The organism is Bradyrhizobium sp. BRP23, assembly GCF_020194135.1.
Taxonomy (GTDB): Bacteria; Pseudomonadota; Alphaproteobacteria; order Rhizobiales; family Xanthobacteraceae; genus Bradyrhizobium; species Bradyrhizobium yuanmingense.
In genome coordinates this window covers 151,655-176,273 of the sequence record NZ_JADYVW010000002.1, presented here as the reverse complement: position 1 = coordinate 176,273, position 24,619 = coordinate 151,655, and the positions used below count along the sequence as shown (strand labels likewise).

General features: G+C 65.4%; 29 protein-coding genes. 10 read left to right on the top strand and 19 right to left on the bottom strand.

The features are described from left to right. Window positions 1–115: 115 nt before the first annotated feature. The 6 genes from I6F24_RS05115 to I6F24_RS05090 form a co-directional block, all read right to left on the bottom strand. Complete coding sequence (locus I6F24_RS05115; RefSeq protein ID WP_225151259.1) at window positions 116–1,030, bottom strand: PhzF family phenazine biosynthesis protein; 915 nt, start codon at window positions 1,028–1,030, stop codon at window positions 116–118. 152 nt (window positions 1,031–1,182) lie between these two features. After that, complete coding sequence (locus tag I6F24_RS05110) at window positions 1,183–2,490, bottom strand: adenylate/guanylate cyclase domain-containing protein (RefSeq protein WP_225151257.1); 1,308 nt, start codon at window positions 2,488–2,490, stop codon at window positions 1,183–1,185. 29 nt (window positions 2,491–2,519) lie between these two features. Next, the gene (locus tag I6F24_RS05105; protein WP_036027772.1) at window positions 2,520–3,683 is read right to left on the bottom strand and encodes an ABC transporter permease; all 1,164 of its coding nucleotides are present in this window, start codon (window positions 3,681–3,683) and stop codon (window positions 2,520–2,522) included. Next, entirely contained in the window at window positions 3,680–4,612 is a 933-nt protein-coding gene (locus I6F24_RS05100; RefSeq protein WP_036027774.1) for an ABC transporter ATP-binding protein, read from the bottom strand. The genes I6F24_RS05105 and I6F24_RS05100 overlap by 4 nt, the downstream gene beginning before the upstream one ends. Continuing rightward, on the bottom strand, window positions 4,609–5,412 hold the full coding sequence (locus I6F24_RS05095; RefSeq protein WP_036027776.1) for an efflux RND transporter periplasmic adaptor subunit: 804 nt from the start codon (window positions 5,410–5,412) through the stop codon (window positions 4,609–4,611). Before I6F24_RS05095 ends, I6F24_RS05100 begins: the two co-directional genes overlap by 4 nt. Then, the gene (locus I6F24_RS05090) at window positions 5,409–6,104 is read right to left on the bottom strand and encodes a TetR/AcrR family transcriptional regulator (RefSeq protein WP_225124775.1); all 696 of its coding nucleotides are present in this window, start codon (window positions 6,102–6,104) and stop codon (window positions 5,409–5,411) included. Before I6F24_RS05090 ends, I6F24_RS05095 begins: the two co-directional genes overlap by 4 nt. Before the next feature lie 108 nt (window positions 6,105–6,212). On the opposite strand from I6F24_RS05090, the gene I6F24_RS05085 reads away from it, so the two are divergent. From I6F24_RS05085 to I6F24_RS05075, 3 genes are read left to right on the top strand one after another with little or no spacing between them, the layout of a single operon-like run. Further along, a complete protein-coding gene (locus tag I6F24_RS05085; RefSeq protein WP_036012825.1) occupies window positions 6,213–6,548 on the top strand; it encodes a metalloregulator ArsR/SmtB family transcription factor in 336 nt (111 codons plus the stop codon). Then, window positions 6,545–7,006: an SRPBCC domain-containing protein gene (locus I6F24_RS05080; RefSeq protein ID WP_036027779.1), complete on the top strand. Its 462-nt coding sequence runs from the start codon at window positions 6,545–6,547 to the stop codon at window positions 7,004–7,006. The genes I6F24_RS05085 and I6F24_RS05080 overlap by 4 nt, the downstream gene beginning before the upstream one ends. Before the next feature lie 15 nt (window positions 7,007–7,021). Beyond that, window positions 7,022–7,435 (top strand): GFA family protein, encoded by a 414-nt coding sequence (locus I6F24_RS05075; RefSeq protein ID WP_036012827.1) that lies wholly within the window; start codon window positions 7,022–7,024, stop codon window positions 7,433–7,435. 67 nt (window positions 7,436–7,502) lie between these two features. On the opposite strand, the gene adhP is transcribed toward I6F24_RS05075, so the two are convergent. The 11 genes from adhP to I6F24_RS05020 all read right to left on the bottom strand — a co-directional run bounded on the left by adhP (window position 7,503) and on the right by I6F24_RS05020 (window position 16,611). After that, complete coding sequence (adhP, locus tag I6F24_RS05070; protein ID WP_036027781.1) at window positions 7,503–8,528, bottom strand: alcohol dehydrogenase AdhP; 1,026 nt, start codon at window positions 8,526–8,528, stop codon at window positions 7,503–7,505. 139 nt (window positions 8,529–8,667) lie between these two features. After that, window positions 8,668–9,078: a DUF2000 family protein gene (locus I6F24_RS05065; RefSeq protein ID WP_057029516.1), complete on the bottom strand. Its 411-nt coding sequence runs from the start codon at window positions 9,076–9,078 to the stop codon at window positions 8,668–8,670. Window positions 9,079–9,144: 66 nt separating this feature from the next. After that, a complete protein-coding gene (locus tag I6F24_RS05060; protein ID WP_057029515.1) occupies window positions 9,145–9,534 on the bottom strand; it encodes a DUF4189 domain-containing protein in 390 nt (129 codons plus the stop codon). A gap of 203 nt (window positions 9,535–9,737) precedes the next feature. Beyond that, a complete protein-coding gene (locus I6F24_RS05055; RefSeq protein WP_225151255.1) occupies window positions 9,738–11,342 on the bottom strand; it encodes a molybdopterin-binding/glycosyltransferase family 2 protein in 1,605 nt (534 codons plus the stop codon). Beyond that, on the bottom strand, window positions 11,339–12,040 hold the full coding sequence (locus I6F24_RS05050; RefSeq protein ID WP_057029513.1) for an XdhC family protein: 702 nt from the start codon (window positions 12,038–12,040) through the stop codon (window positions 11,339–11,341). The genes I6F24_RS05055 and I6F24_RS05050 overlap by 4 nt, the downstream gene beginning before the upstream one ends. 2 nt (window positions 12,041–12,042) lie before the next feature. Beyond that, complete coding sequence (locus I6F24_RS05045; RefSeq protein WP_025037240.1) at window positions 12,043–12,366, bottom strand: XdhC family protein; 324 nt, start codon at window positions 12,364–12,366, stop codon at window positions 12,043–12,045. A 10-nt stretch (window positions 12,367–12,376) separates the two neighbouring features. Continuing rightward, window positions 12,377–13,579, bottom strand: coding sequence for a VWA domain-containing protein (locus tag I6F24_RS05040; RefSeq protein WP_225151253.1), 1,203 nt, complete (start codon window positions 13,577–13,579; stop codon window positions 12,377–12,379). Between the two features lie 130 nt (window positions 13,580–13,709). After that, the gene (locus I6F24_RS05035; protein ID WP_036027789.1) at window positions 13,710–14,633 is read right to left on the bottom strand and encodes a MoxR family ATPase; all 924 of its coding nucleotides are present in this window, start codon (window positions 14,631–14,633) and stop codon (window positions 13,710–13,712) included. A 62-nt stretch (window positions 14,634–14,695) separates the two neighbouring features. Further along, the gene (locus tag I6F24_RS05030) at window positions 14,696–15,502 is read right to left on the bottom strand and encodes a xanthine dehydrogenase family protein subunit M (RefSeq protein ID WP_036012847.1); all 807 of its coding nucleotides are present in this window, start codon (window positions 15,500–15,502) and stop codon (window positions 14,696–14,698) included. A gap of 27 nt (window positions 15,503–15,529) precedes the next feature. Further along, window positions 15,530–16,015: a (2Fe-2S)-binding protein gene (locus I6F24_RS05025; RefSeq protein ID WP_014494194.1), complete on the bottom strand. Its 486-nt coding sequence runs from the start codon at window positions 16,013–16,015 to the stop codon at window positions 15,530–15,532. Between the two features lie 149 nt (window positions 16,016–16,164). Continuing rightward, window positions 16,165–16,611, bottom strand: coding sequence for a carbon monoxide dehydrogenase subunit G (locus I6F24_RS05020; protein WP_036012850.1), 447 nt, complete (start codon window positions 16,609–16,611; stop codon window positions 16,165–16,167). A 172-nt stretch (window positions 16,612–16,783) separates the two neighbouring features. On the opposite strand from I6F24_RS05020, the gene I6F24_RS05015 reads away from it, so the two are divergent. From I6F24_RS05015 to I6F24_RS05005, 3 genes are all read left to right on the top strand, one after another. Continuing rightward, a complete protein-coding gene (locus I6F24_RS05015) occupies window positions 16,784–18,139 on the top strand; it encodes a 3-carboxy-cis,cis-muconate cycloisomerase (RefSeq protein ID WP_225151251.1) in 1,356 nt (451 codons plus the stop codon). Between the two features lie 15 nt (window positions 18,140–18,154). Continuing rightward, entirely contained in the window at window positions 18,155–18,937 is a 783-nt protein-coding gene (gene pcaD / locus I6F24_RS05010) for a 3-oxoadipate enol-lactonase (RefSeq protein WP_225124767.1), read from the top strand. A 108-nt stretch (window positions 18,938–19,045) separates the two neighbouring features. Then, on the top strand, window positions 19,046–19,438 hold the full coding sequence (locus I6F24_RS05005; RefSeq protein WP_024340834.1) for a carboxymuconolactone decarboxylase family protein: 393 nt from the start codon (window positions 19,046–19,048) through the stop codon (window positions 19,436–19,438). Here the strand turns inward: I6F24_RS05005 and I6F24_RS05000 are convergent. Beyond that, entirely contained in the window at window positions 19,400–19,939 is a 540-nt protein-coding gene (locus I6F24_RS05000; protein ID WP_036012858.1) for a hypothetical protein, read from the bottom strand. The two genes, I6F24_RS05005 and I6F24_RS05000, sit on opposite strands and share 39 nt — an antisense overlap. A gap of 301 nt (window positions 19,940–20,240) precedes the next feature. Beyond that, a complete protein-coding gene (locus I6F24_RS04995) occupies window positions 20,241–20,402 on the bottom strand; it encodes a hypothetical protein (protein ID WP_192893160.1) in 162 nt (53 codons plus the stop codon). A 262-nt stretch (window positions 20,403–20,664) separates the two neighbouring features. Here I6F24_RS04995 and I6F24_RS04990 point away from each other — a divergent pair, with 262 nt between their 5' ends. The 4 genes from I6F24_RS04990 to I6F24_RS04975 are packed head-to-tail and all read left to right on the top strand — an operon-like array spanning window position 20,665 to window position 24,471. Then, window positions 20,665–21,582 (top strand): branched-chain amino acid ABC transporter permease, encoded by a 918-nt coding sequence (locus I6F24_RS04990; protein ID WP_057029507.1) that lies wholly within the window; start codon window positions 20,665–20,667, stop codon window positions 21,580–21,582. Between the two features lie 5 nt (window positions 21,583–21,587). After that, window positions 21,588–22,907 (top strand): high-affinity branched-chain amino acid ABC transporter permease LivM, encoded by a 1,320-nt coding sequence (livM, locus tag I6F24_RS04985; protein WP_225151249.1) that lies wholly within the window; start codon window positions 21,588–21,590, stop codon window positions 22,905–22,907. After that, the gene (locus I6F24_RS04980) at window positions 22,904–23,737 is read left to right on the top strand and encodes an ATP-binding cassette domain-containing protein (protein ID WP_225151247.1); all 834 of its coding nucleotides are present in this window, start codon (window positions 22,904–22,906) and stop codon (window positions 23,735–23,737) included. Before livM ends, I6F24_RS04980 begins: the two co-directional genes overlap by 4 nt. After that, a complete protein-coding gene (locus tag I6F24_RS04975; protein ID WP_025037253.1) occupies window positions 23,734–24,471 on the top strand; it encodes an ABC transporter ATP-binding protein in 738 nt (245 codons plus the stop codon). The genes I6F24_RS04980 and I6F24_RS04975 overlap by 4 nt, the downstream gene beginning before the upstream one ends. Window positions 24,472–24,619: the final 148 nt, after the last annotated feature.

Here is a 24,619-nt window from a genome sequence, read left to right as displayed (position 1 = left end):
GCGCCTCTTGGCGCGAACTATGGTGCGCAATTGCGCACCTGAGAATCCATTCCTCCACCAACACTGCGGCTAGATGGATTCCGGGTTCGCGCTACGCGCGCCCCGGAATGACAAGTTACCCCTCCCCCGCCAGCCGGAACGTCCCCTCCATCATCTGCACGCAAGCGCCGCCGATGTGAGCGGATACAATCTTGCCGTCCTGCTTGCGTACGCGGGTCGAGAGGATGCTTGGACGACCCATGTCAAAACCCTGGCCGAGTGTGAGCTTGAGCTCACCATCGCGCGCGGGATCGAAATCGGCGAACAGCGCAGCGGCGGCAACCGTGGCGCTGCCGGTGGCGGGATCCTCGACGAGGCCGCTGGCACCGCGCATGAACATGCGCGCCTGTCGCTCGCAAGGCGCCTCCGTCGCCGGCACATCGCGCGTATAGAACCACACCGAGCGGGCACCATCGCGCGGCAAGACCTTGCCAAAGGCCGCAGCATCGGGCCGGGCCCGCTTCAGCGCCTCACGCGAATGCAGCTCCATCACCAGAAACGCGTTTCCGACGGTGACGACCTGTGGCTCGTGATTGTCGGTCTTGATGTCGTCGGCAACGAGCGAGATGCAGCTCGCCGCTTCCGCTGTTGACAGCGTTGAGAGCCGCTGCAGCGGCTGCGGCGCGGTGAGCTCGGTTCTGATCACCCTGCCCTGCTCTCGCTCGATCTCGACCGGGACCAACCCGGCCTTCTCCTCGAACAGCAGGCGTGGCTTCGGCTCCTTCGCCATCGAGGCCAGCACGAAGGCGGTGCCGACATTGGGATGGCCCGCAAAGGCGATCTCCTGCACCGGCGTGAAGATGCGCACCTCGGCGTCGTTGGCCCTGTCGCGCGGCGGCAGCACGAAAGTGGTCTCGGAATAATTGAACTCCGTCGCGATCGCCTGCATCTGCTGCGTCGTCAGCCCGCCGGCATCGAGCACCACAGCGAGCTGGTTGCCGCCGAAGGCGCGGTCGGTGAACACGTCGACGGTGATGTAGCGGCGCTGCATCGTCACTTCCTCATGCAAGTCGCGGCCGCGACCGGCCGCATCGCGCAGCACTCTACAAGCCGAAAACATCGCTCGTCATGCCCCAAAATTGAGTGCAATCGGAGCAATCGCTTGGATGAAAGTGAACTGCGCGCGCCGATGTGTGATGCACATTACCCCAGCTGAAACACCGGTACTTTCTGCTCGTAGCCGCGCACCTCGACCTCGCCGAGCGCGACGGCATCGCTGCCGTCGGCTCCCAGCGCCTCGCGCACGGACGCCGAGATCAGGAGCTGCGAGCCGAAATCCTTGTTCAGCGCCTCGAGTCGCGAGGCGAAGTTCACGGTGTCGCCGATGACCGTGTATTCCTTGCGCCGGGGCGAGCCGATATTGCCGGCGACGACCTCGCCGAAATGGATGCCAATGCCGATCCGCAGCGGCCAGCTGCTCTCTGCGTTGATGCGGTCCATTGCCCGGAGCATCTCGCGGCCGGCGGCGACCGCGCGGTGCGCGGCGTCGGATGCTTCCAGCGGCGCGCCGAACAGCGCGAGGAAACCGTCACCGAGAAACTTGTTCACGATGCCGCCCTGGCGGTCGAGAATGTCGACCAGGACGGCGAAGGCGCCGTCGAGCCGGTCGACCACCTCCTGCGGACTGCGCGACTGCGCACCGGCCGTGAAGCCGCGGAAATCGACGAACATCACCGCGACGCGGCGGACGTCGCCGCTAGCGCCCGTTCCCGCCGTCATCAGCCGCTCCACCACCTGCGGCGAGACGTGCTGGCCGAACAGATTGGTGACCCGGTCACGCGCGGTGGCGGCCGCGATGCTCGCGGCGAACTGTCGGCGCAATTGCGCGCCGACGGCGCCGGCGAGCACGCCGCAGATCAGGATGATGGCGCTGCGCACCGCGTGAAAATAGAGCTGGGGCTCGCCGACGCTGCTCGAGGGATCGTAGACCCGTGCGACCACGAACAGCTCGGCAGCAGCGACGAAGCCGGTGAAGGTCGAGAGCCAGAAATCGAGCCGCAGCGTCGAGAGGATGACGAAAATGAAATACATCAGCGGCACGGCGAAGCCGAGGGCCTGGGTCGCGCCCATGGACCGGATCTGCAGGATGAGGATCACCGTTGGCAGCGAGGTCTCGATCAGCGTGCCGATATAGCGCCTGGCCACCGGCACGTCGCGATCGAGGCGGAGGTTCTTCCTGATCTGGGTGTGGACCCAGACCTCGAACAAAATGAACCCGACGAGCAGGCCGTAGACTTCGGCGAGCCCTTCGGTGCCGCGCCAGACCCGGTTCACCACGGCGGGGTCGATCAGATAGATCGCGGTGAGGAACAGCGTCATGACGCAGCCGGTCGCGATCAGCGCCCGGACCCGCAACAGCTCGGTGCGCAGCACCTCCCGCGTCAGCTCGCGCTCGAAGTCCTCCGACAAGACGGCATGCTGCCGCGCTTTCCTGCTCGCAAACTTGGCCATCCCGCCCCTCGATTCCGGGGTATTGTGCCTCAATCCAGCGTGCGGCGGAAGCGCGTCACCGCGACGGTCATGGCGAGCAGCATCAGGGCCGCCAGAGCCAGCGTATCGAAGCGCAAATTCTCCATGGTCGCGCCCTTCAGCATGATGGCGCGGACGATCCGCAAATAATGGGTCAGCGGCAGGCATTCGCCGAGATATTGCGCCCAGGCCGGCATGCCTGCGAACGGGAACATGAAGCCGGAGAGCAGAATGCTCGGCAGGAAGAACATCATCGACATCTGCATGGCCTGGAGCTGGTTCTGAACCAGCGTCGAGATGGTGTAGCCGACCGCCAGATTGGTGGTGATGAACAGCGTCGACAGCAGCGCCAGCAGGACGAGATTGCCGAGCACGGGCACGCCGAACAGGCCGACACCGATGCTGATGATCAGGAAGGCCTGGACGAAGCCGACCAGCACGTAGGGCACGATCTTGCCGAACATCACCTCGATCGGCTTGATCGGCATCGACAACAGGCTCTCCATGGTGCCGCGTTCGACCTCGCGCGTGACCGAGAGCGCGGTGAAGATCAGCATGGTCATGGTGAGGATGGTGCCGACGAGGCCTGGCACGATATTGAGGCTGGAATTCGCGGCCGGATTGTAGCGGGCGTGGGCGCGGATCTCGAACGGCATCTCCGGGGGCTCGCCGATATAGAGATCGTGCGCGAGCGCGGTCTGCACGATCATGCCGAGCGAGCCGAGCGCAGCGCTTGCGGCGACCGGATCGGTGGCGTCGGCCGCGACCAGCAGCGCCGGCCTGTCGCCGCGCCGCACCGCCCGCTCGAAGCCGCGCGGGATCTCGACCCCGAACAGCACCTTGCCGGACTTCAGGAGGTTGTCGAAATCGTCGACGTCGTGAACCTCGTAGAGGAAGCGGAAATATTTGGTGTTCTCCAGCGCCTTCAGCACCGAGCGGGCGAGATCGGAATCCTCCTGGAGCAGCACCGCGCTCGGCAGATGACGCGGCGTGGTGTTGATGGCATAGCCGAACAGCATCAGCTGCATCACCGGCAGCATCACGATCATCGCGAACGAGACGCGGTCGCGCCTCAGCTGGATGAACTCCTTGACCAGCATCGCGTAGGAGCGCCGCAGGAAACCGAAACGCTCGCGGATTTCGCGCCGTGGTTCGGGATGTTCTACCGCGCTCATTGGAAATTGTCCTTGGAGCGTCCCATCAGCTCGATGAACACGTCTTCGAGCGAGGGCTTGGACTTCTGCCAGTGCAGGCCGCCTCTCTCGCGCCAGGGCGCGATGCTGGCTTCGAGCGCCGGGACGTCGCGGCCGGAAACATGCAGCGAGGTGCCGAACGGCGCCACCATGTCGATGCCGGGCTTGCCCGTAAGCGCGGCACCAAGCTCGTTCAGGTCGTCGCCCGTGACGGTATAGGTCGTCAGCGCGGATTTCGCGATGACCTCCTCCACCGTGCCGTGCGCCAGCAGATAGCCGTAGGCGATGTAGGCGATCTCGTGGCAGCGCTCGGCCTCGTCCATGTAATGGGTCGAGACCAGCACCGTGAGGCCCTCGGCGGCCAGCGCATGGATCTCGTTCCAGAAATCGCGACGCGCCTTGGGATCGACGCCGGCGGTCGGCTCGTCCAGCAGCAACAATTGTGGATTGGGCAGCGTGCAGGCCCCGAGCGCCAGCCGCTGCTTCCAGCCGCCCGAGAGCTCGCCGGCGAGCTGCTCCTCCCGCCCCGAGAGCCCGAGCCGCTTGATCATGTCGCGCGCGGCGCCGCGCGCGTCAGCGAGGCCATAGAGCCGCGCCACGAATTCGAGGTTCTCACGCACCGAGAGGTCCTGGTACAGGCTGAAGCGCTGGGTCATGTAGCCGACCTGGCGCTTGATCTTCTCGGCATCGCGGCGGATGTCATAGCCGAGACAGGTGCCCTCGCCGCTGTCGGGCGTCAGCAGGCCGCAGAGGATGCGGATGGTGGTGGTCTTGCCCGAGCCGTTGGGACCGAGGAAGCCGTAGATCGAGCCGCGCTTCACCTGCATCGACAGATCGTGCACGACCTCGCGGCCGCCGAATGACTTGGTCAGGCCCTTGACGTCGATTGCGATGCCGTTGCCGTTGCTCATCGCTTGTCCGCCACCGGTGTCTTGGTCTCAGGAGTTTTGGGATTGAGGTGGATGTCGATCGGCTGTCCGACGCGCAAGGCATCGGGCCGCGAGGGTCGCGCCTGGATCAGATAGACCAGCTTGTTGCGCTCTTCGAGGCTGTAGATGACGGGCGGCGTGTATTCGGCCGAGGTCGCGATGAAGTAGATCTTCGCGGTGAGGTCGGCGGCGCAATTGTCACAGGAGACACGCACCGTGTCGCCAATCGCGAGCTTCGGCAGCTCGGTCTCCGGCACGAAGAAGCGCAGCTTCATGTTGCCGGGCGGCATGATCGAGAGCACCGGCCGCTGCGCCGCCACCATCTCGCCTTCGCGGAAATAGATCTGCTGGATGGTGCCGGCGACTGGCGCAAAGCCCTTGCGCCGCGCCATCCGCGTCTCCGAGGTCGCCACCCGCGCCTCCGCGACGCGCAAGGCGGACACGGCGGAATCGAGATTGGCCTGCGTGCCCGAACCGGTCTTGTTCAGCGAGGCCGCACGGTCATAGGTCTGCTGCGCATTCGCAAGCGTCGCCTTCTGCTGGTTGAGGTCGGCAAGCTGGAGATCGTCATCGACGGAATAGAGGTGATCGCCGACCTTGACCTCGTCGCCTTCGCGGACATTGAGCTTGGTGACGCGCCCGGCTTCGTCCGGACTGACGAAGATCATGTCGGCCTCGACCCAGCCCTGGAAGCCGGGATCGCGCTTCTCCTTGCACCCCGCAAGCCCAGTTGCGAGCACAAGGACCAATGCCAAGAAAGAAATCACTTGCGACGACCTCATGTCGTCCTCCGTTCGCCAAAAATCAAATCGAGATGAACGCGCAGCATCTCCTGCGCGTCGAGCGGCGCATGCCGCGCAAACAGGCTCTGCCAGATCACGGCGATCATCGCGGGCGCGACCAGGATCTGTGGATAGTGCGCGAGGTCCTTCTGCCGGATCTCGCCGCGGGCGATGCCGAGCTCGATCAGCGCGCGCATGGCAGTGATCCCGCGCGAGACCACCTCGCGGTAGTAGAAGTCGGCGACGGACGGAAAGCGCGGCCCCTCCGCCACGATCAGACGCACCAGATCGCCCCGTCTCGTGCCGATCACCTCCTTCAGGAAGTTGCCGGCGAACGTCTCGATGAGGTCGCGCACCGAGCCTGCCGGCGGCGGCAGCGTGGTAAGCCGTGCGACCACGGGAACGATGACGATGCGCACCAGCTCCTCGAACATCGATTCCTTGTCCTTGAAGTGCAGGTAGATCGTGCCCTTGGCGACGCCGGCGCGCTTGGCGATGTCGTCGAGCCTGGTGGCGGCAAAGCCGCGCGCGATGAACTCCTCCATCGCCGCCTCCACGATCGCCGCACGCCGCTCCGCCGCACGCGAGGCGCGGTTCGAGGCAGGCGCTGCATCGGGGCCAGCAGTCCCAGGGTCGTTCGCTCCGGTGGGAGCGGCGGAGGGCAAGGCGGCTTTGGTCGGCTTCTTCGTCATTCGATATATATGACTGACTGGTCAGTCATAGTCAAGAGCGCGCGGGGGCGGCGACTGTCCAGACGAATTAGTGTTGACTAATGCATTAGTATCCGCTAATTTGATGGCATGATCGAAGCCACCCCAAACCCCGTCACCACCGTGATGCGCGCCCTTGCCGATCCGACCCGCCGCGCCGTGTTCGAGCGTGTGTTCGAGAGCAAAGAGATCAGCGTCGCCGAGCTGACGCGCGGCAGCGGCGTCACTCAAGGAGCCGTCTCGCAACACCTGAAATCGTTGAAGCAAGCGGGCCTCGTCGCCGAGCGCGCCGAGGGCCGCAACGTCTATTACCGCGCCGCGCCGCAGGGACTCGAGCCGCTGGTCACCTGGATGGACCATTACGGCGTCTTCTGGCGCGAGCGTTTCCGGAACCTGCGTGACCTCTTGAAGGAGATCGACCCGTGAGTGCTGCCGCGTTGAAAGCCGACACAAGAGACATCGTCATCGACGAGGTCTTCCCTCACACAGCCCAGACGATCTGGAAGGCGCTGACCAGCGGACAGCTGATCGGGCGCTGGCTGATGCAGCCGACCGGCTTCGAAGCCGTCGAAGGCAAGGCCTTCACCTTCCAGACCACCCCGGGGGGCAACTGGGACGGCGTGATCCATTGCCGGGTTCTGGAGGTCGTGGCTTTCAGCCGCCTCGTCTACGCCTGGAAAGGCGGCGACGAGCGCAACACCGGCTATGGCGCCCCGCTCGACACCGTCGTGACCTGGTCCCTCACCCCGGTCGAAGCCGGCACGCGGATCCGCCTCGTGCATGCGGGCTTCGTCCTGCCCAGGAACGAGTCGGCCTACACGGTGATGAGCGGCGGCTGGAAGAAGGTCGTTCGCAAGCTCGACGAGATCAGCGGCGAAGGTTGAGTGGGAGATATTGCGGTGGAGAAGCCCTATACCGGCGGCTGCGCCTGCGGCGCGATCCGCTATTCGATTGAAGGGGAGCCCCTCTTCAGCAATCACTGCCAATGCCGCGACTGCCAGCGGGAAAGCGGCAGCGGCCATGGCTCGTACGCGACCTTCGCGCGCGCCGGCGTCACGCTGACGGGCGATGCCAGGCACTGGGACATGGTCGCCGACAACGGCAAGGTGAAGACCCGCGGCTTCTGCACACAATGCGGCGTAGCTGTCTACATGACCTTCGCGGCGCAGCCTGACGTGTTCACGATCCGGGCGGCAAGCCTCGACGAGCCCGCCCGCTACAGGCCGCAGGCGGTGACCTTCGCCGCGCGCGGTCATGAGTGGGATCCTCTCGACCCTGGCCTGGTGAAGTTCGACGGCATGCCGCCAGGGTAAAGCGCCAGATTCTTGTTTTGACGCGTTTTCTTAACGCGAACCGGTGTCCACTTCGCTCGAAAACGCTTTAGCCAAAATCCAGCACCATGCGACCGTCGATCTTGCCGGCCCTCATCCGGTCGAAGACGTCGTTGATCGCTGCGAGCGGCACCTTGGTCACCTCGGCCTTGACCTTGCCGTCGGCGGCGAACGCGATGGCCTCGTCGAGGTCACGCCTCGTGCCGACGATGGAGCCGCGCACGGTGATGCGCTTGAGCACGACGTCGAAGATCGGTGTCGGGAATTCGCCCGGCGGCAGGCCGACGAGGCTGACAGTGCCCTTGCGACGCACCATCTTGAGCGCCTGAGCGAATGCAGCAGTCGACACCGCCGTCACCAGCACGCCATGCGCGCCTCCCCCACTCGCCGTCAGCACCTTCTCCACTGCACCATCCGCCAGCGCGTTGACCGCGAGATCGGCACCGGTTTCACGCGCCAGCTCCAACTTGTCCTCGGCGATATCAACCGCGGCGACCTTCAGCCCCATCGCCTTGGCGTATTGGATCGCGACATGGCCGAGCCCGCCGATTCCGGAGATCACGACCCACTCGCCGGGCTTGGCCTCGGTTTCCTTCAATCCCTTGTAGGTGGTGACCCCAGCGCAGAGGATCGGCGCGATGGCCGCGAAATCGATCGTCGCCGGCAGCTTGGCGGCGAACGCGGCCGAAGCGATGACATATTCGGCAAAGCCGCCGTTGACGCTGTAGCCGGTGTTGTGCTGGTGCTCGCACAGCGTCTCCCAGCCGGTCTCGCAATATTCGCACGACATGCAGGCGTCGTGCAGCCAGGCGACGCCGACGGCATCGCCGACTTTCAGATTCTTCACGCCGGGCCCGAGCGCGGCGACGATGCCGGCGGCTTCATGGCCGGGGATGAAGGGCGGCACCGGCTTCACCGGCCAGTCGCCGGAGGCGGCGTGCAGATCGGTGTGACAGACGCCGCAGGCCTTGACCTTGACCAGAACCTCGCCCGGACCGGGCTGCGGCACCGGCACGTCCTCGATCACCAGCGGCTTGCCGAATTGCTTGACGATTGCGGCTTTCATGGTCGGCATCGGTCTGCTCCTTGTGCTTTGTGAAGCAGAATAGCGACGCCGCCCGGCGCACCCTTGAGGAGAGTCAAAAAGCACAATGTTTGCGCAAGGGCGGGTCCATCATGACACCCCGATGACGCCGCGCGGTGCTCTCGATCTGTCAACTATGGAACTTGAGACCGTCGACGATCTTGTCGATCACCTTCCGCTCGGCGCGCATCGCAATGCCGACGAGATTGAGGTCGCTACGCGCAACCGCCCTCACCGCCTCGCGGTTGGCGGCATCATGTGTCGTCTTGAACATGTCTTCGGTATAGACCGCCGCCTTGACGTTGCGGGCGAGCGCGCGGTCCAGCGCGCGCGACAGCGCCGGACCGTCGGCGCCATAGATCAGGATCGGTTGGCCGATCAGTGCATGATACTTCGTGCCCGAGGCGTCCTCATAGGCTTCGCCGATGCATTCCGGAAAGGCCGCGGCGATGCCGCTGGTGAGGAAGGAGGCTACGTTCAGCTTCTGCCAGGCTTGAAGATCGGTACGGATCACGACCGCGATCTTGGTGTCGAACTGCATGTATGCCTTCCACTGTCATTCCCTAGGCGATGCTACGCAACGCCCGATCACGACAGCAAGAGAAAATCACCCCTTGGCGTCACAGGCCCAGGCGCGGATCACGCATTCCTTGCCGCCGTATTTGTAGCATTCGCGCGTAGCGGCGTTGAGCGAGGCGGAAATATTCGGCTTGACGGCATAGCCGTAGGCGCCGCAGGGATTGGTCATATCGACCGACATCGCAGCGCAGGCGCGCTTCATCGTCATGGTGGTGCAATCGCCCTTGCACTGCTTCTGCGCGGCGGCGCGAGCCTCGTCCTCGTGGCCATAATCATAGGCCTGGCCATAAGCGCCGCACTTGCCGACCGCGAAAGCGCCGGCGGCCTGGGCTTCTGTCATATGGCGCGCGCCGGATGCAAAAACGGACAGCGCAAGGAAAAACATCGCGCAACGGCGCGCGACGACGTTCGAAGCCATGGAAAAACCCCTCCCCCCAAGGCAGGTGGCGGCAACTCTAAGCGGCGGTCGTTTCCAGATGGTGAACGGGTGGTTGAAATCGGCAGGCTTGGAGGATGCCGTAGTCCCGTAGGGCGGATTAGCGAAGCGTAATCCGCCTCTTTTGTTTCCGCGGAGAAACACAGCGGCGGATTACGCCTTCGGCTAATCCGCCCTACGCATCTTCAGCCCCGCCGTGCCGCCTCCAGCGCCTGCGGCGTGTCGATGTCGAGGAAGGCGCTCTCGCCGTCGACGGGCACCTCGGCGACGGCTTCAGTGTGCTTGGCGATCAGATGCCGCGCGCCGACGTCGCCGTCGAGCGTCATCAGCTCCTTGAAGAAGCGGCGCGACCACAGCACGGGGTTGCCGCGGCGGCCCTCGCTGACGGGAACGACGATGAGATTGCCGCGGTCGGGCGCGAAACTGTCGATCAGCCTGTCGATCAGGCCGGCGTCGATCAGCGGCATGTCGCCGAGACACACGACGGCGCCATCGCAGGTCTCGGGAACGGCGACGATGCCGGCCTTCACCGAACTGGCGATGCCGCCGGCGAAGTCCGGATTGCGGACGAATGTCACCTTCAGGCCTTGTAGCGCCTGCTCGACGAGCTCGGCCTGATGGCCGGTGACGACGATCACCTCGGATGCCCTAGAGGCCAGCGCCTGCTCGGTCGCGAGGCGCACCAGCTTCTTGCCGTCGAGCTCGGCGAGCAGCTTGTTCGGCCCGCCCATCCGGGTCGAGCGTCCCGCCGCGAGCACGATGGCCGCGACCTGGCGGTTGCCCTCGGTCTCCGGCTTGGCGCGCGGCTGCGGCCGCGTCACGATCTCCATCAAGAGGCCGCCGACGCCCATGCCCATCAGCTCGGAGCGGGTCACCTTGATGCCGGCGAGAAGCCGCATTAAGACCCAGTCAAAACCGTTCTCGACCGGCGAGCGCGCGCAGCCCGGCGCGCCCAGCACCGGCACCTCGCCGGCGCGGGCGATCAGCAGGAGATTTCCGGGGTCGACCGGCATGCCGAAATGCTCGATCTCGCCGCCGATTCCGGTGACGGCCGCCGGAATCACGTCGCGGCGGTCAGCGATCGCGGATGCACCGAACACGATCACGAGCTCGGCGCCGAGGCCGAGCAATTCCTTGATCGCGGCCGACAGCGCCTGCTCCTCGTGCGGGACCCGGCGCTCGGCGATGATGCTGGCGCCGGCTGGCGCCAGCCGTTCGGCAGTGACGCGCAGCGTCTTGTCGATCACCTTGGTGGACAGGCCCGGCAGCAGCGTCGAGACAACGCCGACGCGCTTGATCACGTAAGGCGCGACCTTCAGCACGTCCTTGCCCGCCGCCTTCACCGCGGCATCGCGCAAACTCGCCTCGACGCCGAACGGGATGATCTTGACGGTTCCGACCATCTCGCCCTCGACCACCGGCTTGTAGGCGGCGAGCGTGGCAAAGGTGATGGCTTCGTCGATGTTGTTGATGCGGTCGACCGCGGCGCGATCGATCACCAGCACGCCCGCTCGCGCGGCGAACAGATTGGCACGGCCGGTGAAAGCGCGCTCGACATGGATGCCCTCGCCGCCGATGGCGAGCGCGATGCTGGCGGCGGCAACGTCCTCGGAGACGTCGCCCGCCTCCATGCGCACCACGACGATGTCCTTGATGCCGGCGCGCTCCAGCGCCTCGACCTCGGCAGGTCCGATCGTCGTGCCCTTCTTCAGCACCAGCGATCCCTGGCGCAGGGTGTGGACGGTCACCCCGCCAATCGCATCCCTGGGGCTCGCCGGGCCGAACTTCATGCCGCTTCTTCTTTTTCCTTGGGAGGCAGCCGAAGCACGGCCGTGATCTCGGCCATGATCGCCACCGCGATCTCGGACGGCGAGACCGCGCCGATCGCTAGCCCAATGGGCGCGTGGATGCGCGCGATGTCGCTTTCCTTGGCGCCTTGCGCCCGCAACCGGTCGCCACGCTTGGCATGCGTCTTTCGCGAGCCGAGCGCGCCGATATAGAAGCAGTTGCGCTCGAAGGCGTGCAGCAGCGCGGGGTCGTCGATCTTGGGATCGTGCGTCACCGCCACGAACGCGGTGTAGGCATCGACATTGAGCGGCGGCAGCGCAGTATCAGGCCATTCGGCGATCAACGGAATGTCGGGAAAGCGCTCGGGGCTCGCAAAGGCCGTGCGCGGATCGACCACGGTGACGTCATAGCCGAGCGAGCGCGCCAGCGGCGCGAGCGCCTGGCTGATATGGACCGCGCCGATGATGACGAGCTTTGCCGTCGGGGCGTAGACGTTGAGAAACAGCTTCTTGCCGCCGGCCTCGACATTGGCGCTCTTGCCTATGCGAAGCTGCTTCTCGAGCTCGGCGCGCAGCGGATCCTTGGCGAAATCCTTCGCCTTCACCAGCCGCTGCTCGCCGCTCTCGGTGTCCGTCACCAGGATGACCGGCCGGCGCGCGGCGCGTTCGGCATTGAGTTCGTGCAGGATGTCGAGCTTCACGGCTAACCGACCTTCTCGACGAAGACGCGGATGGTGCCGCCGCAGGACAGCCCAACGTTCCAGGCGGTCTCGTCGGCGACGCCGAACTCCAGCATCTTCGGCTTGCCGCTCTGGATCACATCCATGGCCTCCGTAACCACCGCGCCCTCGACGCAGCCGCCGGAGACGGACCCCAAGAACGTGCCTTCGTCGTTGATAACGAGGCTCGAGCCCGCCGGGCGCGGCGCCGAGCCCCAGGTTTCCACCACTGTCGCCAGTGCGACGCCACGGCCGGCCTTCTGCCAGTCCTCCGCCGCCTTCAGGATGTCCTCGTCGCGATCGAGCATGGCTGGCCTCTCAAGCTGCGGAGCGGATCAGGCTGCGGTGATGCGGCGGCAGCGGCTGGGAGAGCGTCGTGATCAGCTCCTGGATCGAACTCAAATTATGTACCGGGCGGAATTCGTCAACGTGGGGGAGCATCATTTTGATGCCCTGCGCCTTGGCCTCGAAGCCGCCAAACCGCAGCAGCGGGTTCAGCCAGATCAGCCGCCGGCAGGACCGGTGCAGCCGGTCCATCTCGAAGGCGAGCTTGGAATCGGCCTCCCGCTCCAGCCCGTCGGAGATCAGGAGCACGATGGCGCCCTGGCTCAGCACCCGCCGCGCCCACAATTTGTTGAAGTTATGCAGCGAGGCCGAGATGCGGGTGCCGCCGGCCCAATCCTCGACCGAGGCCGAGCAGCTCGCCAGCGCCTCGTCGGGATCGCGCTGGCGCAGCGCACGGGTGACATTCGTCAAGCGGGTGCCGAACAGGAACACCGAAACGCGCTTTCGAGCATCCGTGATCGCATGCAGGAAGTGCAGGAACAGACGGGTGTATTCGCTCATCGAGCCCGAGATGTCGAGCAGCGCCACGATCGGCGCCGGCTTCTCGATGCGCCCGAGGCGATGGATGTCGATGATGTCGCCGCCGGTGCGCAAGGAGGCGCGCAGCGTGCGGCGGAGGTCGAGGCGCAGGCCGCGCGCATCGGGCCGGCGCCGGCGCGTCAAGAGCTCGGCCTGCGGCAACCTCATCCGCTCGATGGCACGGAGCGCCTCGGCGATCTCCGCCGCGCTCATCTGCGCAAAATCCTTCTTCTGCAGGATCTCCTTGTCGGAGACCGACAGGCGCAGATCCTGCTCCTGGTGCTGCGGCGTCTCGGTCATGCGAGGCTGCGCCATCGCCTCCTGGACGCGGCGGGCGCCGGCCTGGGGCTTCTTCTTGGCCTCGTCCGGCAGCGGCACCGAATCCAGCATGTGCTTCCATTCTTCCGAGGCGCGGAAGAACAGGTTGAAAGCCTGCTTGAAGATCAGCGCATGCTCATGGCGCTTGACGAAGATCGCCTCCAGCGTGGTGAAGACGTCGGATCGGCTGCCGACGTCGATCACCTGCAGCGCGCTCATGGCATCGATGACAGCGCCCGGCCCGACCGGCAGGCCGGCCGCACGCAGCGCGCGTGCGAAGCCCACGATGTTGTCGGCGAATTGCTCGGTCTTTTCGGGAGCAAGGTGGTTGATGGCCATTGGTTCAGCACCCTCGGTCGTCATTCCGGGGCGATGCGCAGCATCGAGCCCGGAATCCATTCATCCACCAACTCTGCGGCCGATGGATTCCGGGTTCGCGCTAACGCGCGCCCCGGAATGACGCGCGAGATCAATTCTCGCTCGTCGCGTCCTTCAGCACCTTCTGCAGCGTGTCGCCCTGCATGCGGGTGATGTCGTCCTGGTACTTGAGCAGCGCGCCCAGCGTGTCGCCGACCACTTGCGGGGTCAGTGAGCGGGCATCGAGCTCCGACAGCGCGGTGGCCCAGTCGATGGTCTCGGCAACGCCCGGCGACTTGTAGAAGTCCTGGTTGCGCAGTGCCTGCACGAAGCGCACGACCTGCTGCGACAGCTTGGCGGAGATGCCGGGCACACGTGTCTTGACGATCGCGAGCTCGCGCTCGGCAGCGGGATAGTCGACCCAGTGATAGAGGCAGCGCCGCTTCAGCGCGTCGTGGATCTCGCGGGTACGGTTGGAGGTGATGATGACGATCGGCGGATGCGGCGCCTTCACGGTGCCGAACTCAGGGATGGTCACCTGGAAGTCACTGAGGATTTCGAGCAGGTAGGCTTCGAACGCCTCGTCGGCACGGTCGAGCTCGTCGATCAGCAGCACCGGCGGACCGGCGACATCAGGCTCCAGCGCCTGGAGCAGCGGCCGCTTGATCATGTAGCGGTCGGCGAAGATATCGCTCGAAAGCTGATCGCGATCAGTGTCGCCCGCGGCTTCCGCCATCCGGATCGCGATCATCTGCGACGCGCTGTTCCACTCATACACCGCGGAGGAAACGTCGAGGCCTTCATAGCACTGCAGGCGGATCAGCTTCCGCCCCAGCGCCGCCGAGAGCACCTTAGCGATCTCGGTCTTGCCGACGCCGGCCTCACCTTCCAGGAACAGCGGTCGGCCCATACGCAGCGACAGATACGTCACCGTCGCCAGCGAGCGCTCAGCGAGATAGCCGCGCGACGTCAGGAGTTCGAGCATCGCATCGACCGATGCCGGCAAAGCACCGGAAGAAGTGGCCGCTGAAGTCATGGAAAAGCCAGTCTCGCTACGCCCTCACCGGGGACAGGTCTGGACCGAGGAATGAGGTCAGCTCATTCCTTGGCATTGGCGGCATCGACGGCGCGCCGCGTCAGCACGCCGATGAGATGCGCGCGGTATTCGGCGCTGCCGTGGATGTCGCTGTTGAGGCCTTCTGCCGGTACCGCGATGCCCTCCAGCGCCTTCGAGGCGAAGCGCTTCTTCAAGGCTTCCTCGAATGCGGTGACGCGGAACACGCCTTCGGAGCCCGCACCGGTGACCGCAACGCGCACGTCCGAAGGACGCCGCGCCACGAACACCCCGACAAGCGCATAGCGCGAGGCCTGGTTGCGGAACTTGACGTAAGCGGCCTTCTTCGGCAGCGGGAACATCACCTTGGTGATGATCTCATCCGCTTCGAGCGCGGTCGTGAACAGGCCCTGGAAGAACTCTTCCGCCTTGAGGCGGCGCTTGTTGGTGACGATGGTGGCCCCGAGCGCGAGCACCGCGGCCGGATAATCGGCAGTCGGATCGTTGTTGGCGAGCGAGCCGCCGATCGTGCCCTTGTGACGCACGGCGGGATCGCCAATGCCGCCGGCAAGGTTCGCCAGCGCCGGAATGGCTTCACCGACGATGGCGGAGGTCGCGACCTCGGCATGCTTGGCGGTGGCGCCGATCACGAGCGAGCGGCCCTTCATCTCGATCGCATTGAGCCCCTCGATGTGGGAGAGGTCGACCAGATGCGGGGGACTGGCGAGGCGCTGCTTCATGACGGGAATCAGCGTGTGGCCGCCGGCGATCACCTTGGCGTCCTCGTTCTTCACCAGGAGGTTGGCCGCCTGGCGAACGGTCCCAGGGCGATGATATTTGAATTCGTACATCTGTATGTCCTGATCGCGGGAGGCGCGTTACGCGAGGTCGGATTTGGCCATCGCCTTCGCGCCGGCGGAGATCGAGGCGACGATGTTCTGGTAGCCCGTGCAGCGGCAGAGATTGCCTTCGAGCTCCTCGCGAATGGTGTGGTCGTCGAGCTCGTGGCCCTTGCGGTGCACGATGTCGATCGCAGTCATGATCATGCCGGGCGTGCAGAAGCCGCACTGCAGGCCATGGTGCTCGCGGAAGGCCTCCTGCATCGGATGCAGCGGCGCGCCGTCCGCAGCCAGCCCCTCGATCGTCTTGACCTCGTGGCCATCGGCCATCACCGCAAGCGTGGTGCAGGACTTCACGGCCTTGCCGTCGAGATGCACGACGCAGGCGCCGCACTGCGAGGTGTCGCAGCCGACATGGGTGCCGGTCAGCCGCAGATTCTCGCGCAGGAATTGCACCAGGAGCGTGCGGGGATCGACATTGGCGGTGACTGGATTGCCGTTCACGATGAGGGAGATTTTTGCCATAAGCACTCTCTGTCAGCACCCCGACGGGTCCCGTCGAAGCGGTTCTTATAATTATTCCAACCCATCATATGGGCCATTATGCCCCGGGGCAACATCGCCCCGGGCGCAAGGCGCCATGCCGAAGGCGCTACCCTAAAGGCATTGGACCTTCAGCCCTGTACGGCCTTGGCGAAGTTCGCGAAAAACTCGTCGGCAAGCTTCTTGGCGGCACCGTTGATGAGGCGCTGGCCGAGCTGCGCCAACTTGCCGCCGATCTGCGCCTCGACGTCGTAGGAGAGCAGCGTGCCGCCGTCCTTCTCGGCGAGCTTGACGGCCGCACCGCCCTTGGCGAATCCGGCCACCCCGCCTTCGCCCTCACCGGAGATCTTGTAGCCGTTCGGCGGGTCGAGATCAGACAGCGTGACCTTGCCCTTGAAGCGCGCCGACACCGGGCCGACCTTCATCTTCGCCGTCGCGCGGAAGCCGCCGTCGTCGGTCTTCTCCAGCTCCTCGCAGCCGGGGATGCAGGCCTTCAGCACCTCGGGATCGTTGAGCTTGGCCCACACGGCCTCGCGCGGCGCTGCAAGCTGGACTTCGCCGTTCATCGTCATGGCCATGAGGGTGCCTCCCGGATCGCGTAACTATAGTGCTGATCAAGTAACGCAGCGGCGCGGCAAAGAAAAGGCCGGCGCCCGGTCACGTGCAATGCATATTCGCAACTGCAAAATGACGTGTGCGGGCGGTGGGGGATTGGCACGGCCGGGCCATGATGATTAGGTCGCGCGCAACATGAGCACATCCATCTCCCCCCTGCTCGCACCGATGCTGTCGAGCGCCGCCATGCGCGTGGTCTGCGACGATCGGTCGACCTTGCAGAACATGCTCGATTTCGAGGCAGCCTTGGCACGGGCCGAGGCGGCCAGTGCGGTGATTCCCGCATCCGCCATCGGACCAATCGAGGCGGCGTGCAAGGCCGATGGCTTCGACATGGCCGCACTGGCCGAGGCCGCGACGCGGTCGGGCAATCTCGCGATTCCCCTAGTCAAGATGCTGACCGCCAATGTTGGCAAGAATGACGCGGAGGCCGCGCGCTACGTGCATTGGGGCGCGACCAGCCAGGACGTCATCGACACCGCGACCATGCTGATGCTGCGCGCCGGCATCGCGGCGCTGGATGCCGACCTCAGCCGTGCCATCAAGGGCTTTGCCGCGCTGGCGCGCAGCCATCGCAACACCGCGATGGTGGCGCGGACCTGGCTCCAGCATGCGCTGCCGATGCCGTTCGGGCTGAAGACCGCCGAATACGCCTCGAGCCTTGCCCGCGCCCGCTGCCGCCTGCGGCGGCTCTCCCGCGAGGGCCTCGCGCTGCAATTCGGCGGCGCCGCCGGCACGCTCGCTGCGCTCGGCGACAAGGGGCTCGCGGTGGCCGAACGGCTGGCGCAGGAGCTCGACCTGCCGCTGCCCGAGGCGCCCTGGCATACCCATCGCGACCGCATCGCCGAGGCCGCATCCTGCTTTGCCATTCTCGCCGGCAGCTGCGGCAAGATCGCGCGCGACGTCTCGCTGCTGATGCAGACCGACGTCGCCGAAGCGTTCGAGCCCGCCGGCGAAGGCCGCGGCGGCTCCTCGACCATGCCGCACAAGCGCAACCCGGTCGCCGCCGCAAGCGCGCTGGGCGCTGCCACCATGGCCCCGCAGCTCGCCGCGACGATCTTCGCCGCCCAGGTGCAGGACCACGAACGCAGTGCCGGTCCCTGGCACGCGGAATGGCCGACGCTGCCGCAATTGATGCTGGTCACATCAGGCGCGCTGGCTGCCGTCGTCGACATCGCCGAGGGTCTCGAGGTCGATGCGGCGCGCATGCTCCGCAATCTCGATGCGACGCATGGCTTGATCATGGCCGAGGCCGTCACCTTCGCGCTCGCCGAAGCCATCGGCAAGAGCAACGCGCATCATCTCGTCGAGGCCGCGAGCAAGCGTGCCGTCGCCGAGAAGAAGCATCTGCGCGAGGTGCTGTCGGCCGATTCGCAAGTCATCGCGCACCTTTCGCCGGAAAAAATTGCGGCATTGTTCGAGCCGATGGCCTATCAAGGGGCGTCACAGGCGCTGATCGACCGGCTGCTCGACAACCTCGATCAAGATTAAGAACGGAGACGCCGCATGCCCATGATCGATGCCGACGGATGCCTGCTCAACGTCTCCGTCGAGGGCCGCGACGGCGGGCCGACCTTGATGCTGTCGAACTCGCTCGGCTGCACGCTGCAGATGTGGGAGCCGCAGATGAAGGCGCTGACGCAGGTGTTCCGTGTCATCCGCTACGATCGCCGCGGCCACGGCAAGTCGAACGTCCCGCCTGGCCCCTACACGATGGAGCGGTTCGGCCGCGACGTGCTCGCGATCCTCGACGACCTCAACATCGAGAAGGTGCATTGGTGCGGCCTGTCGATGGGCGGCATGGTCGGGCAATGGCTCGGCGCCAATGCGCCCGAAAGGTTCGGCAAGCTGATCCTCGCCAACACGTCCTGCTACTATCCCGATCCAACAAACTGGCACAACCGCATCAAGGCGGTAAAGGAGGGAGGCATCGCCGCGGTCGCGGATGCCGTGATCGCGGGCTGGCTCACCCAGGATTTCCGCGAGCGCGAGCCTGCGATCACCGCGAAGATGAAGTCGATGCTGCTCGCCTCGCCTGTCGAGGGCTATCTCGCCTGCTGCGAGGCGCTGTCGACGCTCGACCAGCGCGCGCTGCTGCCGAAAATCAAGAGTCCGACGCTGGTGATCGCCGGCCGCCACGACGTGGCGACGCCGATCTCGGCGGCCGAATTGATCCGCTCCAGCATTCCCGGCGCCAGCATGACGATCATCGACGCCGCGCACATTTCGAACGTCGAGCAGCCGCATGCGTTCACGGATGCGGTGGTGGGGTTCCTGACGCAGCGCTAGCAACAACCGTCATTGCGCGGAGCGTAGCGACGAAGCATCCAGTCCGTCTCCGCGGACACATGTCTGGATTGCTTCGCTGCGCTCGCAATGACGAAAGAGGAGGATGGAATGGACGACCAGAAGCGCCGCGATGCCGGCATGAATGTGCGCCGCAAGGTGCTGGGCAATGCCTGGGTCGACAAGTCGATCGCGAACCGCAATGCCTTCAACACCGACTTCCAGGACCTGATCACCCGCTACGCCTGGGGCGAGATCTGGACGCGGCCGCATTTCGACGAGCGCACGCGGCGGGTGCTGGTGATCGGCACCATGGTCGCGCTCGGGCAATGGGACGAATTCCGCCTGCACGTGCGTGCGGCACTGGCCGAGGGCGGCTTCACGCCCGATGACATCAAGGAGATCCTGCTGCAGCAGGCGATCTATTGCGGCGTGCCGGCGGCGAACCACGCCGTCAAGGAAGCCTCAGCGATTGTGCAGGAGCTCGGCCTGCTCAAGACCTAGAGGCTGAAGATTCGGCGGTGCGGCGACCTCGGCCGCCTTCGACGCTGCCTCCGGCTTCTCGATCACGAGCACGACGGCGGCACCGAGCAGCATCAGGAGCTCGGTGGCGTGGAGCCGAAGCGCGGCCATCTCGCCGACCTTCGAGGCCATCACCATGCTGGCAAAGGAGATCAGGCTGCCGATCGCCAGCGCAATCCCGAGCGCCTCGTCACTGCCGCCGCCCTTGCGGGTGCGGGGAATACAGAGCAGCACGAGGTAGATTGCAAAGAACGCCACCACGGTCAGCCTTCCGAGCGCCAGCAGCCAGGCGGCACGCACCGTGTCCATGCCCGCCATCTGCAGATGGTCGCTCAGGTACAGCGCCACCGCGACGCTCGGCCGCTCGTAGAGGCCGCGCACGGGCGCGACAATGATGCTGAAGGCTATGAGGCTCCAGACGGGAATGAAATAGGCCGCCAGCAGCGCGCCGTTGACCGAGCCGATCCGCCAATTCCTGAACATGCCGCTTCCCGCCTGATTTGCCGAGCCTTCGATGGAAGGCGGCGGCGATGCCGGAGCTAACTCGCATCAGACTGTGGCGGCAATTTAAACCCTTTGTTTACCTTAACTGCCCGCCCGCTTTCGTCATTCCGGGGCGGCTCGCAGGAGCCGAACTATGGTGCGCAATTGCGCACCTGAGAATCTCGAGATTCCGGGCCTGCTGCTGACGCACCATCCCGGAATGACGGGCAAACGATTGCCCCGAGAAAAAAGGCCCCGCCTTCCGGCGGGGCCTCTCCTCACTCCTGGGCTCCCAAACTCGCTATTCCTGGTCGCGCTGGCCGCCCTGCTGCTGGCCCGGGCGATCGCCCTGGCGCGGGTCCTGCTGCTGCTGTCCGGGTTTCTGGCCACCACCCTGCTGCGGATTGCGCTGGCCGGGATTCTGATTCTGCTGACCCGGATTCTGGTTCTGCTGCTTCGTCATTCGGGGAAACTCCCTTGTTGGACGTCAGAGGGGAGACAACGGCCGGCATCCACTTTGGTTGCCTCGGGAACCGGGTTCCTCGCAGGACCCAGGGAACCCGGCGCCGAAATGATCTCTGTACAAGCCTTAAGGTGGAGACCGGGCCAGTTGCAGCCGCCAGTTCCCTCCTGTTACAAAACCCAAATGCTCAAGGGCTGCCGGGGCCCAAGAACTCTCTGCAAGAGCTCCCTTTGAGCCGCGTCAAGTTTGGGTACGGCAGCTTATGGATTATTTCGCCCAGCAGCTCATCAACGGCCTCGTGCTCGGCTCGATCTACGGCCTGATCGCGATCGGCTACACGATGGTCTACGGCATCGTCGGCATGATCAACTTCGCCCATGGCGACGTCTTCATGATCGGCGGCTTCATCGCCCTCATCACCTTCCTGATCCTGATCTCGCTCGGCCTCACGGCCATTCCCCTGATCCTGCTCGTGGTGCTGCTGGTCTCGATGGCGATCACCGCGCTCTATGGCTGGACCATCGAGCGCATCGCCTACCGGCCGCTGCGCCATTCCTTCCGCCTCGCCCCGATGCTGTCGGCCATCGGCATGTCTTTCGTGCTGACGAATTATTCGCAAGTGGCGCAAGGCGCCCGGGTCAAGCCGATCCCGCCGGTCATCACCGGCGGCTATACGCTGCATGAAAGCGCGGACGGCTTCGTCATCCAGCTTTCCAACATCCAGATCATCGTCGTCATCACCACCATCGTGCTGCTGGCGATCTTCACCTGGCTGGTGTCGAACACCCGGCTCGGGCGCGACATGCGCGCCTGCGAGCAGGATCAGACCATGGCAGCGCTGCTCGGCGTCAACGTCGACCGCACCATCTCCATGACCTTCGTGATCGGCGCGGCGCTCGCCGCCGTTGCGGGTCTGATGTACCTGCTCTATTACGGCCTGGTCGACTTCTTCATGGGCTTCGTCGCCGGGATCAAGGCCTTCACCGCCGCGGTGCTCGGCGGCATCGGCTCGCTGCCCGGCGCCATGCTCGGCGGCCTTGCGATCGGCCTGATCGAGACGTTCTGGTCGGCCTATTTCTCGGTCGAGTACAAGGACGTTGCGGCGTTCTCGATCCTGATCGTCGTGCTGATCTTCATGCCGACCGGCCTGCTCGGCCGTCCCGAAGTCGAAAAAGTCTGACGCGCGTGACAGCTCTCTCCACCCACACGACCAAACCTGCAACGGGCATCCCCGCTCTCCTCAAGACCGCCTTCATCAACGCAGTGATCGCGCTGGTGCTGTTCTCGCTGATGGTGGGCGTCCGCACCGAGGCGGGCTCCGACGGCCAGCTCACCTATTGGACGCGATTCGGCGAGCTCGCCTCCCTCGTCGCCGCGGTGTTCGGCGGCTCGATCGTGATCGAGCTGCTCAGGCAATGGATCGGCCCGGCCGGCACCGAGCAGCTGGTGCCGCCAGCGTTGCAGAAGGGCGTGTCGCTGGTCGGCCGCTACCTTGCGCCCGCGCTGCTGATCTTCACGCTGCTGGTGCCCGTGATCTTCTATAACCAGCGCTACATCCTCGACCTCGCCATTCTCGTGCTCACTTATGTGATGCTCGGCTGGGGCCTCAACGTCGTGGTCGGGCTCGCCGGCCTGCTCGATCTCGGCTACGTCGCGTTCTATGCCGTCGGCGCCTATTCCTACGCGCTGCTCGCCACCAATTTCGGCTGGTCGTTCTGGATTTGCCTGCCGCTCGCCGGCATCCTCGCCGCATTCTGGGGCGTGCTGCTCGGCTTCCCCGTGCTGCGCCTGCGCGGCGACTATCTCGCCATCGTGACGCTCGCCTTCGGCGAGATCATCCGCCTCGTCCTGATCAACTGGCAGGATCTGACCGGCGGACCGAACGGCGTATCCGGTATTCCGCGTCCGACCCTGTTCGGCATTCCGCTGAGCAACACTGACGATGGGCTGGCCGCCAAGCTCGGCATCGAGTACTCGGCGACCCACCGTATCGTCTTCCTGTTCTATCTGATCCTGGCGCTGGCGCTGCTCACCAATTGGGCGACGATCCGCCTGCGCCGGCTGCCGATCGGGCGTGCCTGGGAAGCCTTGCGCGAGGACGAGGTCGCCTGCCGCGCGCTCGGCATCAACACCACGACGACCAAGCTCACGGCATTTGCGACCGGCGCCATGTTCGGCGGCTTCGCCGGTGCGTTCTTCGCCACCCGCCAGGGCTTCATCAGCCCGGAATCCTTTACCTTCCAGGAATCGGCGCTGGTGCTCGCCATCGTCGTGCTCGGCGGCATGGGCTCGCAGCTGGGCGTCGCGCTCGCCGCGCTGGCGATGATCGGCGGCTTCGAGCTGTTCCGCGGCCTCGAGACCTATCGTATGCTGGTGTTCGGCTGGGCCATGGTGCTGATCATGATCTGGCGGCCACGCGGCCTGGTCGGCCATCGCGCGCCGACCGTTTATCTGAAGAAGGCGCAGGCCATCTCCTCCGACCTCGTCAAGGAAGGACACGGATGAGCGGCGACAAGATCCTCAGCGTCGACCGGCTGACGATGCGCTTCGGCGGCATCGTCGCCGTGCACGATCTCTCGTTCGCCGCCGAGCGGAAGAAGATCACCGCGCTGATCGGGCCGAACGGCGCCGGCAAGACCACGGTGTTCAACTGCATCACCGGCTTCTACAAGCCGACCGGCGGCGCCATCCGCCTCACCCACGATGACGGCAAGGAAATCGCGCTCCAGCGGCTCAACGACTTCCGTATCGCCAAACAGGCCAAGGTCGCGCGCACGTTCCAGAACATCCGCCTGTTTCCCGGGATGACCGTGCTCGAAAACCTGATGGTGGCGCAGCACAATATGCTGATGCGCGCCTCGGGCTTCACCTTGCTCGGCCTTGTCGGCGCGCCCGCCTATCGCGACGCAGAAAAGCGCGCGATTGATCTCGCCTCCGACTGGCTGAAGCGGGTCAACCTGCTGGACCGCGCCGACGACGCCGCCGGCAATCTCGCCTATGGCGATCAGCGCCGCCTCGAGATCGCGCGCGCGATGTGCACCGAGCCCGCACTGCTGTGCCTCGACGAACCGGCTGCCGGCCTCAACGCGCGAGAGAGCGCCGCGTTGAACGAGCTCCTGCTTTCGATCCGCAACGACCTGGGAACGTCGATCCTCCTGATCGAGCATGACATGTCGGTGGTGATGGAGATCTCCGACCACATCGTGGTGATGGATCACGGCGTGAAGATCGCACAAGGCACGCCGCGCGAGGTGCGCGACGATCCCAAGGTGATCGCCGCCTATCTCGGCGCCGACGAGGAAGAGGCCATGGCCGTGATGGAGAGCGGATCGTGACGGCGGCATCCCCCCTGCTCGCGATCCGGGGCCTGCGCGCGGCCTACGGCAAGATCGAGGCCTTGAAGGGCGTCGACGTCGACATCAATTCCGGCGAGATCGTGGCGCTGATCGGCGCCAACGGCGCCGGCAAGTCGACGCTGATGATGACGATCTTCGGCAAGCCGCGCGCCCGCGCCGGGCAGATCCTGTACGAGGGCAAGGACATCACGGCCGTCCCGACCCACGAGATCGCCCATTTGCGCATCGCGCAGTCGCCCGAAGGCCGTCGCATCTTCCCGCGCATGAGCGTCGCCGAGAACCTCCAGATGGGGGCCGACGTCACTGAGAGCACGCCGGCGGAACGGGAGAGCACACTCGAGCGCGTGTTCGCCCTGTTTCCCCGCCTGAAGGAACGTTTCGCCCAGCGCGGCGGAACCCTGTCCGGCGGCGAGCAGCAGATGCTGGCGATCGGCCGCGCCTTGATGAGCCGCCCTCGCCTGCTCCTACTCGATGAACCCTCGCTGGGGCTCGCCCCGCTCATCGCGCGGCAGATTTTCGACGCCATCCGCACACTGAACCGGCAGGACGGCCTGACCGTGCTGATCGTCGAGCAGAACGCCAACCACGCCCTCAAGCTGGCCCATCGCGGCTATGTCATGGTCAACGGCCTGATCACGCTGGCCGGCAGCGGCGCCGAATTGCTGCAGCGCCCCGAAATCCGCGCCGCTTATCTGGAAGGCGGCCGGCACTGACCGGCCCCGCCCTGCGCGAGAATGCGGCTAGATATCTTGGCGTATGCCCGTATTTTGCCGGTGACTTCTCCTCGAATTCATTCAAGAATGGCGCCGGTTTGAACCGGGCATGCCCGGCAACTTCCACAGGCGACCACCCGCGAGGTAT

What these genes read in the sequence shown, in the direction of transcription:
- I6F24_RS05055 (WP_225151255.1), bottom strand. Translation starts at nt 11,342, where the DNA reads ATGAAGTTCGGCCCGGCGAGCCCCAGGGATGCGATTGGCGGGGTGACC.
- I6F24_RS05090 (WP_225124775.1), bottom strand. Translation starts at nt 6,104, where the DNA reads ATGACGAAGAAGCCGACCAAAGCCGCCTTGCCCTCCGCCGCTCCCACC.
- I6F24_RS05045 (WP_025037240.1), bottom strand. Translation starts at nt 12,366, where the DNA reads ATGCTCGATCGCGACGAGGACATCCTGAAGGCGGCGGAGGACTGGCAG.
- pcaD (WP_225124767.1), top strand. Translation starts at nt 18,155, where the DNA reads ATGCCCATGATCGATGCCGACGGATGCCTGCTCAACGTCTCCGTCGAG.
- I6F24_RS04995 (WP_192893160.1), bottom strand. Translation starts at nt 20,402, where the DNA reads ATGACGAAGCAGCAGAACCAGAATCCGGGTCAGCAGAATCAGAATCCC.
- I6F24_RS05115 (WP_225151259.1), bottom strand. Translation starts at nt 1,030, where the DNA reads ATGCAGCGCCGCTACATCACCGTCGACGTGTTCACCGACCGCGCCTTC.
- I6F24_RS05085 (WP_036012825.1), top strand. Translation starts at nt 6,213, where the DNA reads ATGATCGAAGCCACCCCAAACCCCGTCACCACCGTGATGCGCGCCCTT.
- I6F24_RS05100 (WP_036027774.1), bottom strand. Translation starts at nt 4,612, where the DNA reads ATGAGCAACGGCAACGGCATCGCAATCGACGTCAAGGGCCTGACCAAG.
- I6F24_RS05020 (WP_036012850.1), bottom strand. Translation starts at nt 16,611, where the DNA reads ATGGCCATGACGATGAACGGCGAAGTCCAGCTTGCAGCGCCGCGCGAG.
- I6F24_RS04980 (WP_225151247.1), top strand. Translation starts at nt 22,904, where the DNA reads ATGAGCGGCGACAAGATCCTCAGCGTCGACCGGCTGACGATGCGCTTC.
- I6F24_RS05065 (WP_057029516.1), bottom strand. Translation starts at nt 9,078, where the DNA reads ATGCAGTTCGACACCAAGATCGCGGTCGTGATCCGTACCGATCTTCAA.
- I6F24_RS05095 (WP_036027776.1), bottom strand. Translation starts at nt 5,412, where the DNA reads ATGAGGTCGTCGCAAGTGATTTCTTTCTTGGCATTGGTCCTTGTGCTC.
- I6F24_RS05105 (WP_036027772.1), bottom strand. Translation starts at nt 3,683, where the DNA reads ATGAGCGCGGTAGAACATCCCGAACCACGGCGCGAAATCCGCGAGCGT.
- adhP (WP_036027781.1), bottom strand. Translation starts at nt 8,528, where the DNA reads ATGCCGACCATGAAAGCCGCAATCGTCAAGCAATTCGGCAAGCCGCTG.
- I6F24_RS05000 (WP_036012858.1), bottom strand. Translation starts at nt 19,939, where the DNA reads ATGTTCAGGAATTGGCGGATCGGCTCGGTCAACGGCGCGCTGCTGGCG.
- I6F24_RS05025 (WP_014494194.1), bottom strand. Translation starts at nt 16,015, where the DNA reads ATGGCAAAAATCTCCCTCATCGTGAACGGCAATCCAGTCACCGCCAAT.
- I6F24_RS05005 (WP_024340834.1), top strand. Translation starts at nt 19,046, where the DNA reads ATGGACGACCAGAAGCGCCGCGATGCCGGCATGAATGTGCGCCGCAAG.
- I6F24_RS05015 (WP_225151251.1), top strand. Translation starts at nt 16,784, where the DNA reads ATGAGCACATCCATCTCCCCCCTGCTCGCACCGATGCTGTCGAGCGCC.
- I6F24_RS05060 (WP_057029515.1), bottom strand. Translation starts at nt 9,534, where the DNA reads ATGGCTTCGAACGTCGTCGCGCGCCGTTGCGCGATGTTTTTCCTTGCG.
- I6F24_RS04990 (WP_057029507.1), top strand. Translation starts at nt 20,665, where the DNA reads ATGGATTATTTCGCCCAGCAGCTCATCAACGGCCTCGTGCTCGGCTCG.
- I6F24_RS05110 (WP_225151257.1), bottom strand. Translation starts at nt 2,490, where the DNA reads ATGGCCAAGTTTGCGAGCAGGAAAGCGCGGCAGCATGCCGTCTTGTCG.
- I6F24_RS05035 (WP_036027789.1), bottom strand. Translation starts at nt 14,633, where the DNA reads ATGACTTCAGCGGCCACTTCTTCCGGTGCTTTGCCGGCATCGGTCGAT.
- I6F24_RS05030 (WP_036012847.1), bottom strand. Translation starts at nt 15,502, where the DNA reads ATGTACGAATTCAAATATCATCGCCCTGGGACCGTTCGCCAGGCGGCC.
- I6F24_RS05040 (WP_225151253.1), bottom strand. Translation starts at nt 13,579, where the DNA reads ATGGCCATCAACCACCTTGCTCCCGAAAAGACCGAGCAATTCGCCGAC.